Annotated in this window: 9 protein-coding genes; 5 read left to right on the top strand and 4 right to left on the bottom strand. The window is 34.4% G+C overall.

The annotated features are described in order from the left end of the window. Positions 1–17: 17 nt before the first annotated feature. Both IP023_RS11940 and IP023_RS11935 read right to left on the bottom strand, forming a co-directional pair. Positions 18–956, bottom strand: a complete 939-nt coding sequence (locus tag IP023_RS11940; protein WP_241790597.1) for a bifunctional metallophosphatase/5'-nucleotidase — start codon at positions 954–956, stop codon at positions 18–20. Then, positions 931–1,692: a 5'-nucleotidase C-terminal domain-containing protein gene (locus IP023_RS11935; RefSeq protein ID WP_241790596.1), complete on the bottom strand. Its 762-nt coding sequence runs from the start codon at positions 1,690–1,692 to the stop codon at positions 931–933. Before IP023_RS11935 ends, IP023_RS11940 begins: the two co-directional genes overlap by 26 nt. Before the next feature lie 283 nt (positions 1,693–1,975). Between IP023_RS11935 and IP023_RS11930 the strand changes: the two genes are divergently transcribed. The 5 genes from IP023_RS11930 to IP023_RS11910 all read left to right on the top strand — a co-directional run bounded on the left by IP023_RS11930 (position 1,976) and on the right by IP023_RS11910 (position 12,356). Next, positions 1,976–2,599 (top strand): hypothetical protein, encoded by a 624-nt coding sequence (locus tag IP023_RS11930; protein WP_241790595.1) that lies wholly within the window; start codon positions 1,976–1,978, stop codon positions 2,597–2,599. A gap of 15 nt (positions 2,600–2,614) precedes the next feature. Continuing rightward, complete coding sequence (locus IP023_RS11925) at positions 2,615–4,597, top strand: hypothetical protein (protein WP_241790594.1); 1,983 nt, start codon at positions 2,615–2,617, stop codon at positions 4,595–4,597. Between the two features lie 3 nt (positions 4,598–4,600). Next, entirely contained in the window at positions 4,601–5,908 is a 1,308-nt protein-coding gene (locus IP023_RS11920; RefSeq protein WP_241790593.1) for a hypothetical protein, read from the top strand. 1,926 nt (positions 5,909–7,834) lie between these two features. After that, positions 7,835–8,719 (top strand): ABC transporter ATP-binding protein, encoded by an 885-nt coding sequence (locus IP023_RS11915; protein ID WP_241790592.1) that lies wholly within the window; start codon positions 7,835–7,837, stop codon positions 8,717–8,719. After that, positions 8,712–12,356: an ABC transporter permease/M1 family aminopeptidase gene (locus tag IP023_RS11910; RefSeq protein WP_241790591.1), complete on the top strand. Its 3,645-nt coding sequence runs from the start codon at positions 8,712–8,714 to the stop codon at positions 12,354–12,356. The genes IP023_RS11915 and IP023_RS11910 overlap by 8 nt, the downstream gene beginning before the upstream one ends. A gap of 152 nt (positions 12,357–12,508) precedes the next feature. Here IP023_RS11910 and IP023_RS11905 read toward each other — a convergent pair whose 3' ends face one another. Both IP023_RS11905 and IP023_RS11900 read right to left on the bottom strand, forming a co-directional pair. Next, entirely contained in the window at positions 12,509–12,916 is a 408-nt protein-coding gene (locus IP023_RS11905) for a DUF5606 family protein (protein ID WP_241790590.1), read from the bottom strand. A gap of 16 nt (positions 12,917–12,932) precedes the next feature. After that, a complete protein-coding gene (locus IP023_RS11900) occupies positions 12,933–13,391 on the bottom strand; it encodes a peptidylprolyl isomerase (protein ID WP_241790589.1) in 459 nt (152 codons plus the stop codon). Between the last annotated feature and the right edge of the window lie 120 nt (positions 13,392–13,511).

Below are 13,511 nucleotides of genomic sequence, written 5' to 3'. Positions count from 1 at the left end.
TACCACTAACTAGGGGACTAGTTAGCGATATCGATGTTTTTGGACGTGTATTTTTTATCTTTTGTAATCGGGTTGAATATATAATCTATACGACCCAATCTAACACCGCCATTACCTACTTGATTTACTAATGTCACTTTTCCGTCCGCATTAAGGACTTCTGTCGGTTTATCCAATAACGTGTGTGTATGTCCACCAATTATCAAATCAATATCTCTAGTTTTTGGAACTAATGTCAAGTCTGATATTTTATCCTCTTTGTAGGAATACCCTAGATGTGACAAACAAATCACAAGATCACATTTCTCTTGGTTTTTTAATATAGGCACGATACGGTTTGAAACTTCTACAGGATCCAAATAAATCACATCTTTGTGGTTCTTTGGATCTACTAATCCTTCGACATCTACACCCAATCCAAAAATACCAATCCGTACACCATCTTTTTCAATAACTATATATTCTTTTGTTTTACCTGCCAATTCTGTTTTACTGAAGTCATAATTGGAAGTAACGAAAGGAAATTTGGCTTTATCAAAATGCTTCAATATTCCGGCAACACCATTGTCAAATTCATGATTACCAAAAGTACCAGCATCATAGCCTAGTTTTGACATTATCTCAAGTTCTACCTCACCATCAAAAAGATTGAAATATGGTGTTCCTTGAAATATATCTCCTGCATCCAATAGCAATACATTTTTCTCCTCATTACGGATTTTTGATAATAAAGAGCTTCTTCGTGCGGTACCACCTAAACCTTGTAGACGTGAGCCATCCATAGGAAATGGTTCTACACGGCTATGTACATCATTAGTATGTAATATGGTTAATTTAACTTCTTTACTTGCATCTTGCGCAAATGCTGTAGGTAATCCAAATGAGGCTATAATTACACCTAAGGCTGCAAGACTTTTGATAAATTTCTTTCTATTTAAGTATTGTAATTCTTCCATCTAATTGCGTATTTACGTGTTTGCCTTTGCTTGTTAATTCCTCTACATATCTGATAAGCTCCTCGCGTACCGTATTTGGCGTATTTATACGGCTTATAGGATTTGTAATCCCTTTGATATAATCGCCACCGTTAGCTAGATAATCATAGGTAACGAGTTTGTATGTTTTATTTGTATCTAATGGCTGCCCATTGATGTTAATATTTACTGGTTTATCATGTTCAATCTGCATCGTAAATCCGGCAATTGGTTGACCACCAGCTTTAGCGATAAATTCGCATAATTCTAAAACATCTGTTCCTTTTAACTCCAATACCGTAATAGTATTTTCGAAAGGCATCAATTCAAACATAGAACCTACGGTAATAGGACCCTGTTTTACTTCAGTACGAATTCCATCTTTGGTAGCTAAGGATAGTTGTGTTTCAGGATCTATTTGTTTTCCTATAGTTAATAAGGCATCTGCAAAAAAATTACCTACTAAAAATTCGGGCTGAGATCTAACTTTACTCAAATAATAGTCAGAATAGCCTATCTGTCTATTCATTTCTTTCTCCAGCTTTACCTTGTAAGGGGCATAATAGGCTATAATAGTACTATCTGGAGTGATACTGTTATCAATTACAATATTAGTATTATAACTTACCTGTGGTAAGTACTGTATTTTTTGGGTTTTACATCCTATGAGGAGACTTGTAGCCGCATAGAGTAATATTAATGTTCGATTGAAACGCATACTTTTGAATTATTATGCGAAGCTAAGAAGAAAGAATGGACTAACAAATTAACAAAATGTAAATTTTTCAATTTCTTAAAGACTTATAAATTATATCATTACGAGTGTTTTTGTTGGTGTATTATTAATCTGTTGAAAAATTAATGTCTTGTTTGATTAAAGTTGGTGCTTTTTTTGTAGCATTGCCACTAAGAATAACAACAATTATAGTGTTGTTATTAATAATATTTAAATGCTTAAAAAAATTCTGTTTTATTTTTTTTTAACCTGTAGTACAGGTTTGATGACAAGTTGTTTTGATATCGTAGAAGAGATAGATTTAAAATCTAATGGCTCTGGTGCAATTAAAGTAACGGTAAACCTTAGTAAAAGTAGGACCAAAGTATCTTCCTTAATGAAGTTGGATAAAGTTGATGGTTTGAAAATCCCTTCAGAGCGAGATATTCGAAGTGAAATCAGTAAGATAACCACTACGCTCAAAAAAACTAATGGTATTTCTAATGTTCATTCTTCCTTGGATTTTACAAATTATATAGCTGTTGTTTCTTGTGATTTCAGAAATATAAATGCGTTAAATACTTTTGTAAAAACTCTTTCAGCTCAATTTAAAACTTCGCTCTCAGACTACTCAATTTATTCGTATGATGCTAAATCAAAAACCTTAAGTCGAACTTATAAATACAATAGTGCAGGACAAAAGGAACTTAATAAATTGAAGCCTGAAAACCAAAAATCTCTGCAGAACGCGTATTTTACGTATATATACCGTTTTGAGCATACTGTTGCTACACAAAAAAATTCTTTGGCCAAAGTGTCTTCAAATAAAAAGGCGGTAATGTTGAAAGCGAATGTACTTGATATTGTCAATGGTAAAGCTAATTTATCAAATACTATTACTTTAAATTAAATCTATACTCTATACATGAAAATCAAATTCCTACTTCTTTCTTTAGGTCTGACCTTAGGTGTTAGTACATCCAATGCGCAAGATCTTATCCGTAAAGTACCTGCCAATGCCAAGTTCGTTGTAACCTTTAATAATAAAGCTTTCTTAACGCATTTAAATGCTAATGAGCTAAATTCTACCTTGTCAAAAATTGGATTTTTTGATAAAATATTAGATAATAATAGTGATCATTCAATCGATGATCTAGGTATTGATTTGAATAATAAAGCCTATGTCTATGGCAATGGGACCGACAGCATTCAATATGTAGGTGGATTATTTCCAATGGCCAATAGAAAACAGTTTGAGGCTATAGTTACAAAAGATTCAAAGATAGAAATTGTCGATAATCTACCAACAATCTACTCTGAAGACAGAACGCTTCGTATGAGTTGGGATGATAATACCATATATTTCTTAACGGGACTATCGATGGGCAGTTATTTTGACAAAGAAGAGGTCAAAGAACGTTATGGTTTATTGTCTAATTATGATTATAGTGATTGGGCAGAAGCTGAAGCAGATACTGTTTCTGTGGAATTTGATGAGTGGGGAGAATTTGTGGTAGACTCTACATCAGTTGCTGATATATCAGAAGTTGTAATTTCTGAGGATGAACTTAACGAAGTTGAAATGGCTGATGAAATTGATCAAGATGAATACGATATTGTTGATTCTGTATTGGCTCAAGATGAATATGCTGATGATTATTATTTACAATATGATAGTATAAATAGACATAATGATTCGTTAAAGAATGTTATAATTGGCGGATGGCTCAATACTGAATTTAGTCACCTTATATCTGGAAATCTAGGTAGCTATTCTACCAAAAAAATAAAACCAATCTCCAGTAATACCTTGATTAATCTGCATATTGATAGCTTAGGTGTTTTATTTGGTGCTTTATATACCGATAATCCTATTTGGGGAAATCTTGGTTATTATCAGTCTATGATGGGTGATGTCAATCAAGAATATACGAATGCCCCTTATTATGGAATGGAAAGCTTGGATGCACAAATAGATGTAATAGGGAATAGTATGAAATTAAGCTCTACATTGGGCTTCGATAAAAAATTGGTTAAGCAATATAAAGAAATATACCGTAAAGGTGTCAATCCGAAGTTTTACAATTTCTTAGATAAAGATGTTGTTGCTTTCTTTTCGGTAAATGCGAATACGGAAGCATATTTAAAGGCTCTTCCGTCCATGATTTCACGTAATTATAGTACGATCTTCCCTTATTACAATGATTTTGTGGATCTAGGAGCTTCTATTTTTGAGGTTCTATTGGACGAAAAAGCAATCGGTAAAGTATATAAAGGAGACAATCTTCTTGTATTAAATGGTCTAACAAAAAGTGAGGTTGAATATACTGATTATGAATACGATGAGGATTATAATTACACAGAGGTAGTGAAAACTAAAATGGAAACTATTCCTCAATTTATGTGGATGTTTTCTTCAGACGACACGCGTATATTTGATCGTATGATTCAAGTAGGATTAAACCGTGAGTACCTAGAAGAAGTATATTCAGGCTTATATAGGGTTGTTGAAGTGAATAGCTCGGGTATACAGATTTATTTACAGATCAAAGACGGGATTGTATTTGTAAGTGATGACTTAATGAAAATGCAAGATATAGCCAGCAATAAGGTAAATACTAAAGGCGTGCCGAAATATGTTGCTCTTGCTAAGAATAATGTAGCTGCATTGGTCGTTAATACCAAGCGTATTCCTGTTTTATTAAAGGAATTGGATATTCCTCTTAGTGATTCTTTAAAGGGATTTGTAGGAGAGTTAAATCAGTATGGTGATTTTTCTATTATTAGCCCAGGTATTGTCGGTAATGCATTTAAGTCTGAGGCAAAAATAGATTTTCCAAAGTCTAAAGCTAATGCATTGCAATACTTGTTTGATGTTATTAGCCGAAAACAAAACATAGCAGATTAAAGTATGCTTAAGCATAGGAAAGCATTGTATGCAGGGATAGCGGTAGTAATCGGTATTGCATTGTTTTTTGTTGTATTTCAAATTATTAGAAAAAATACAGCAAAAAAACAATGGGTAAGTGGCCAAAGTACATCTGTTTTGAAGATCTCTGTTGATGATTTAATGGTTGATATTGTTAGCAATGTTATTGGTAATTCAACCTATTATAGCAATAGAGAATCTTCAAGTCGTATGTTTGAATCCGATTGGTCTGCCGCATTATATGTCCCGTCTTCGATGTATTTGTTTTCTATTGATGAAAGGTGTGAAACATTGTATTCTTACCAGAAAGTAAAAGATGACAAAATATTAATGGAGGCGATTTCTAATAGTTTGGGCCTAGATTCTAGTGCTTATGAACGGAATGGCAATCAATGGTCGGGGAGCTCTAAAGATGGCAAGATACATTTTATAGGTGATGGCAATCATATCTTAATACAGCTCAATTATTCCTCTTCGGAGAATGTCGTGCAGCTGAAAGAAATGTGGAAAGATAGAGCTGAAATCATGAAACCAGTGGCAACTTTAGATGCTATTAATTCTTTGGATTTGAAAGGTGATATTGTATATGCTAATGTAGCAACGAAAGATACCTACGTATTAGATTTTGAAAATGGTATGATTCATGCCAAAGCAAAAATATACAGCGAGTTGGTACAAGCTAATGACCACAATAAGGTGCTCAAAATGAATCCTGACGCAGTATTGAACGCATTTATCAATGCGGATATATCATCTATTAGGAACAAGTACAGTTCTTTTGTGGATAGTTATCCTGTGATAAAGAATATTCTCAACCATTGTTCGGCAGGCTATGCAGATATTCTTTGGAAGAAGGAGGATGTTATCCAACGCGATACTATTATCAGCTACGATTATGATGATAATTTTGATATGGTAGAGAAAGAAATAGAGCAGGAAGTAGAGGTGCCGAATTGGGAGATTGCTATCAAAGGTGGAACAGATTTATACGTGAGTCTGCCCGATAAAATGTTTTATAGCTTCGAGAAGAAAATAGATAATGGATATGTTATATTAAGCACTTCTGATGTCAATTCTAATCGTACTATGCTTGATTCGTCGGTAAATTTCTTTGAATTGTATTACAATTATGATGTCGCCGTAAATAGATATTTAATGTATTGGCCAACTCTCAAAAAGGTGAAGTCTATTACAGTAAAAGGTAGAAATGTCGAACATGAATACGCACTCATAGAAGGAGAAGTTCGTTTAACAAATGAACATATACATCCGCTATCTCAATTATTTTAGTTTTTTACAACTTATCGATAAGGGTCAATAAATAACAATTATTGACCCTTATTTTTTTGTCATTAGTTTGTTAGGATGAGTGCAAGGAAACATCTCTGCTAAGGTGTTAGATCCTTCCTTTCGTCAGGATGACAGTAGCGTAGGTATGTTATGTTGAAGTGCAAGGAAACATCTCTGCTAGGGTGTTAGATCCTTCCTTTTGTCCGGATGACAGTAGCATATGTTTGTCATGTTGAGTGCAAGGAAATATCTCTCTGCTAAGGTGTTAGAACCTTCTTTTCATCAAATGGGTTTGTCATGTTGAGTGCAAGGAAACATCTCCAGTATTGTGTTAGATCCTTCCTTTTGTCCGAATGACAATGGCGTAGGTATGTTATGTTGAAGTGCAAGGAAACATCTCTAGTATTGTGTTAGATCCTTCTTTTCATCAGTATGACAATGTTATATGTTTGTCATTAGGTATGTTATGTTGAAGTGCAAGGAAACATCTCTAGTATTGTGTTTAGATCCTTCCTTCGATCAGGATGACAAGTATGGTTTTTGGAGTTTAGGCTGTCATGTTGAATACCGTGAAACATCTCCAGTATTGTGTTAGATCCTTCTTTTCATCAGGATGACAATGGCGTAGGTATGTTATGTTGAAGTGCAAGTAAACATCTCTCTGCTAAGGTGTTAGATCCTTCTTTTCATCAGGATGACAGTAGCATATGTTTGTGATGTTGAGTGCAAGGAAACATCTCCAGTATTGTGTTAGATCCTTCTTTTCATCAGGATGACAAGTATGGTTTTTGGAGTTTAGGCTGTCATGTTGAACATAGTGAAACATCTAAAAAGTATGAAACCTGTGTTTAGATCCTTCCTTCGATCAGGATGACAAGTATGGTTTTTGGAGTTTAGGCTGTCATGTTGAACATAGTGAAACATCTCCAGTATTGTGTTAGATCCTTCTTTTCATCAGGATGACAATGTTATATGTTTGTCATTAGGTATGTCATGTTGAGTGCAAGGAAACATCTCTGCCAAGGTGTTAGATCCTTCTTTTCATCAGGATGAAACTAGCATATGTTTGGCATTAGGTTTGTTATGTTGAAGTGCAAGGAAACATCTCTGCCAAGGTGTTAGATCCTTCCTTTCGTCAGGATGACAGTAGCGTATGTTTGTCATGTTGAGTGCAAGGAAACATCTTTGCTAGGGTGTTAGATCCTTCCTTCGATCAGGATGACAAGTATGGTTTTTGGAGTTTAGGCTGTCATGTTGAACATAGTGAAACATCTAAAAAGTATGAAACCTGTGTTTAGATCCTTCCTTCGATCAGGATGACAAGTATGGTTTTTGGAGTTTAGGCTGTCATGTTGAACATACTGAAACATCTAAAAAGTATGAAACCTGTGTTTAGATCCTTCCTTCGATCAGGATGACAAGTATGGTTTTTGGAGTTTAGGCTGTCATGTTGAACATAGTGAAACATCTCTGCCAAGGTGTTGGATCCTTCCTGTCGTTAGGATGAAACTAGCATATGTTTGTTATGTTGAAGTGCAAGGAAACATCTCTGCCAAGGTGTTAGATCCTTCCTTTCGTCAGGATGACAATGTTATATGTTTGTCATTAGTTTTGTCATGTTGAAGTGTAAGGAAATGCCTCTCTGCCAAGGTGTTAGATCCTTCCCGCGATCAGGATGACAATGGTAAATGTTTGTCATGTTGAGTGCAAGGAAACATCTCTGCTAAGGTGTTAGATCCTTCCTTTCGTTACGATGACAATGGCATATGTTTGTCCATTATTTTAGTTTTTAACTTCTTATTATTAAGGGGCAATAAATAACAAATTATTGCCTCTTATTTTTTTGTTATTTTTTTCTGTAACATATGTTATTATTTTTCTACTAATAGTTTAACGAAATTAAATTAATCTTAATAGCATATAAACATGAGTTTGAAAATTCAAGAGTTAACAAAAACTTATCATAATGGCGTACGTGCATTGGATTGCATAAACTTAGAAATTGGCGTAGGCATGTTTGGTTTATTAGGCCCAAATGGTGCTGGTAAATCTTCTCTTATGCGTACTATCGCTACTTTACAGTCTGCCGATGCGGGTACTATCGAGTTTGATGGGGTAAATGTATTTGAAAATCAACTAGAGTTTAGAAAAATATTAGGTTATTTGCCACAAGATTTTGGGGTATACCCCAATATGTCGGCAGAGGAGTTATTATCATATTTTGCGCAGCTGAAGGGGATTGATTCTTCAAGTGCACGTAAAAAAATAGTGGAAGAGGTACTTCGTATAACAAATTTGTATGAAGTACGTCGTAAAAATGTAAGTGGTTATTCTGGTGGTATGAAACAGCGTTTTGGTATTGCACAGCTATTACTTAATAAGCCTAAATTGATTATTGTCGATGAACCGACAGCAGGATTAGATCCAGCAGAAAGACACCGTTTTCTTAATGTATTGCGTGAAATAGGTACTTCTAATACGGTTATTTTCTCTACACATATAGTCGATGATGTACGGGAGCTGTGTCATGAATTGGCTATCGTCAATGGGGGCAAAGTATTGTACCGAGGGACAGCAGAGTCTGGAGAACAGAAGTTGGAAGGGAAGATTTGGAAAACGGTGATCGATAGGGACAGCTATGAAGCTATGAATGCCACGCATAATGTTATTTTCTCTAATTATAATCCCGACAATTCGCTCAATGTACGTGTATATAGCGATGATAACCCTGGTGAAGGTTTTGAACCGGCTAAACCACAATTAGAGGATTTATACTTTGTATCATTGAAAAAGGATGTTGCCAATGTTTAGTACTATTTTTAAGTTCGAAATTAAACGCTGGTTGAATACGCCTGCCTTTTATATCTATTGTTTCATTTTTTTTGCGCTATCAGTCTTTGTCACGGCTTCGGTATTAGGTGTTTTTTCGCAAGCGACAGCTACGATATCAAGCCCATTGAAGGTAAACTCTGCACTGAGTATTTATAACTTGATAAATAGTTTTACCAGTTTTGTGTATTTCTTGATCCCGACGATCATAGGCGCATCTGTATATAGGGATTATAATACCAATATGCATAATGTATTGTTCTCTTATCCACTGACAAAAGGTAATTATATCCTTGCGAAATTTTTAAGCTCCGTCAGCATTACATTATTAGTTGTATGTACGACGATATTAGGTTTTATTATAGCTCAATTTTTGCCCGGTGTTCGTGAAGATCTATTGGGACCCAATAGAGCATGGGCTTATCTTCAGGTATTGGTTATTTCAGTGATTCCCAATATTTTACTTTTTGGGTCTATTGTTTTTGGTTTGGTAACATTTACACGAAATATCTATGTGGGCTTTGTGTTTGTCTTGCTTTTATTTGTATTTCAAAGCGTCATACAGGTCTTTTCTACTAATGCAGAAAATCTATATACTATAGCATTATGGGACCCTTTTGGGGACTCCAGTATTTCATATTTAACCAAGTATTGGACGATAGCGGAGAAGAACAATAATGACTTGCCTTTTGAAGGTGTTTTTATTTACAATAGGATTATTTGGCTCGCAGTGGCTGTTCTTATATTTGCTGCAGTAAGCTATTCTTTTTCGTTTACACAAGCTGCCTTTACCTTCAAGAAGGCTTCAAAAGGTACTCGTGTTATCAAGGATAATTTTGGTAGCATCATCCGTATAAATCTTCCTGAAGTACATTTTAACTATACTTTCTTGTCTAGGTTGAAATTAGTATGGAACTTATCTAATTTTGACTTTAGATTTATTATCCGCAATTGGACATTTATTATCATCATGGCACTTACTGTCTTGATGGCATTAGCCGTATCGGCAGTCACTGGAGAGATTTATGGTACGGAGACTTATCCTGTGACCTGGAAGATGCTGGATGTAATCGACAATGTATATTCATTTTTTATTCTTGTACTTATCTTTCTATTTTCTGGAATATTGTTAAATCGAGCACAAACGGATCGTATGAACTTACTTGTAGACGCTACCGCAACGCCAAACTGGGTATTATATTTTTCTAAATATATAGCCTTAGTAAAGATGGTTATTACGATATCGCTAGTAGGAGTATTGTCAGGTGTTATCTATCAAAGCTATAATGGGTACTACAATTTTGAGTTAGGATTATATCTGAAGCAGCTATTAGGCCTCCAATTGCTTAGCTATTTGGTATTGATACCATTCGCTATGTGTATACAATCTTTCCTTAAGAACTATATGGCTGGATTTATGGTATGTTTACTGTCAACGATATTGTTCCCTTTGCTACCAAAGATTGGAATAGAGCAGTCGATATTTATATTTAATAGGGATGTGGGGTTTAGCTATTCAGATATGAATGGTTTTGGCAACTTAAACGAATACTTTACTTATAGATTGTATTGGTTGTTTTTTGCTTTTATTTTAACGATTATAACTATCATTTTTTATAAAAGAGGAATTGTTTCTTCTGTAAAAGAACGTTTTCTAGTAGCAAAAAAACGGTTTAAGCCATCGCTTTACATTCCTCTAATTTTAGCTATAATGGCTTTCGTAAGTTTAGGTTATACTATATATTACCAAAATAATGTCCTTGAAAAATACATTTCTGCCAAGGATAGAGAGCAGCAAAATGTAGATTATGAAAAAAAATATAAACGCTATAGCATAATTAAGCAGCCTCGTATAATAGATACTAAAGTGGACATGGATATCTTTCCAGATAGTCGTGATTATAAAGCCAAGGTAACTTATATATTGAAAAATAAAGGTACTACTCCGATAGATACGATTTTTGTAAATCATAGTGATAATCTACAAAAAATAGAAATAGGAAATGATGCCAAAGAGATAGTAACAGATTCGTTGTTGGAAGTGAGGATATATAGCCTAGGCAAAAGGCTTATGCCTGGAGACTCTTTGCTGATGGTAAGCTATTTGCAAAATAAAGAAAATACATTTTTTAAAGACAATTCTCCTGTATTACACAATGGTACGTTTATCAATAATACAATTTTCCCTGCCATTGGTTACCTAGAGTCTGCTGAGCTTGTAGATAATACCGTCCGTAAGAAATATAACCTCCCTAATAGGGATAGGATGTCCGACCCAAGGGATGTCAAAGCATTACAAAATACGTATATCTCTAGTGATGCGGACTGGATCCAATTTGAAACTGTCGTTAGTACTGATGAGAGCCAAACGGCTATAGCTCCAGGTTACTTAATCAAGGAATGGCAGGAAAATGGTCGTCGTTATTTTCACTACAGAATGGATCAAAAGATGCTCAATTTCTATGCTTTCATTTCGGGTAGGTATGCGGTTAAAAAAGAAAAACACAATGATATCAATCTGGAAATATATTACCATAAAGATCATATCTTCAATTTAGATCGTATGACCAAAGGATTGAAGGATGCGCTCGGGTATTACGAAAGAGAATTTAGCCCATATCAATTCAATCAAATACGTATAATTGAATTTCCGTTGACACATGGTACTTTTGCGCAGGCATTCGCCAATACTATTCCTTTTTCTGAGGGCTTTGGTTTTATAGCAAAAGTAGATGAAGAAAATCCCAATGCGGTAGATTATCCGTACAGTGTGACCGCACATGAACTAGCACATCAATGGTGGGCACATCAGGTAATCGGTGCTAACGTAAAAGGAGCAACAATGCTTTCGGAGTCCTTGGCTGAATATAGTTCCCTCAAGGTATTGGAACATACATATGGAAAAGGGCAAATGCGCAAATTCTTGAAAATAGCTTTAGATGAATATTTGGAAGGGCGTGGCCGAGAAAGAATTAAGGAAAATCCATTGATGTATAATGAAAATCAACAGTATATTCATTACCAAAAAGGATCTTTAGTGATGTATGCTATGAGTGAGTATATGGGAGAAAAGAATTTTAATAATTTCTTAAAAGAATATATAAAACGTGTAGCTTTTCAAGAGGCACCTTATACAACAGCAATAGAATTTGTCGATCTATTAAAAACACATGTCCCAGATAGTTTACAGTATTTGGTCAAAGATATGTTTGAAACGATCACGCTATATGATAATAGCGTACAATCTGTTACTTCAAAAAAATTGCCTAATGGCAAATATCAAGTAGACATAACCTTTAATATTTCCAAATATCGTGCTGCAGATAATGGAGTGCGACTATTTGAAGATATTAAAGGTACGGCATTAAGTTATGGTGAGGGGGACAAAAAGATCCAATCGCTGCCATTGGCTGATTATATCGAAATAGCCGTTTTTGGAGATCCAAAAGGTGAAGACTTGTATGCGATGGATAATGAAGTGTTTCTAAAGAAGTATAAAATTGATAAAATAAATAATAAAATATCAATTGTAGTGGATCAAAAACCATATGAAGTAGGCGTAGACCCCTACAACAAATTGATCGATACGAATTCGAATGACAATCGAAAAAAAATATAAATAGTATATAAGTAGTTGGTTATACTAATATGTTATATTTAATGTGCTGTGTAGTTAATCATACTTGCAACACATTTTCGTAAAGTATAGTATTAAATAGTAAAGGCTTAGAAATTATTCTAAGCCTTTACTATTTAATAATTTGAAGCTGATTATTGTGTCAATGGTGCAGGAGCTTCCTCATCAAATAATGGGAACTCTTTAATAATATTGTACCAAGTAATAATCTTTTTGATATCAGAAGAATATACTCTAGATTCATCATGTCCAGGAGCTACTTCACGGAAGAAATTTCTTAATTCTTCCCCACTTGCTTTTGATTCAGGTGGAGTAATATTTTCTGCTTTAATCTTGTCCAAGATATCAATTAAGCGAATTTCTTCTTCTTCACCATAGATAGTAATATCTTCTAGTGTAGCCATTTTTGTATTGTTAATATTAACAACTGATTTTATTTTAGCAGCATCTAACGTCTCTAAAATAAATCCACCTTTATTTTGACCAATTAGTTTAAATAATCCTGGTTTACCAGTTACCGATACTAAAGCTCTTAAATTCATTTTTTTAATTTAGGGATTAATCTTCTATTACTTCAATTGTTAAAATACGATCTCCTTGACGAATATCATCTACTAAATCTACATTTTCAATCACTTTACCAAAGCAAGTATGATTACGGTCTAAGTGGGCAGTATTGTTACGACTGTGGCAAACAAAAAACTGAGAACCACCGGTGTTACGACCTGCATGAGCCATTGATAATACGCCACGATCATGGTATTGATTTTCACCTGTTAACTCACAATCAATCTTGTAACCAGGACCACCTGTACCAGGCATTCCAGAAGCGCCTTCTCTTGTGTTAGGGCATCCACCTTGGATCACGAAATCAGGAAGTACACGATGGAAAGTAAGACCGTCATAATAACCTTCTTTAGCTAATTTAATGAAATTTGCTACTGTATTTGGAGCGTCTGCTGTATAAAATTGTACAGTCATGTCGCCTTTTTCTGTCTTAATAATTGCTTTACTCATTGCCAAATATTTTTTTTTACAAGAAACAAAGATAATCTTTTTTAAGCAATAAAGTAATGAAATACATATACCCAATCATAGTTAAAGTTTGTTAATACAAATGCTTTTCTTAATTTAAAG

Origin of the sequence: Sphingobacterium rhinopitheci (assembly GCF_022627575.1) — a bacterium.
GTDB classification, from domain to species: Bacteria; Bacteroidota; Bacteroidia; order Sphingobacteriales; family Sphingobacteriaceae; genus Sphingobacterium; species Sphingobacterium rhinopitheci.
This window is presented reverse-complemented; position numbering and strand designations above follow the sequence as displayed.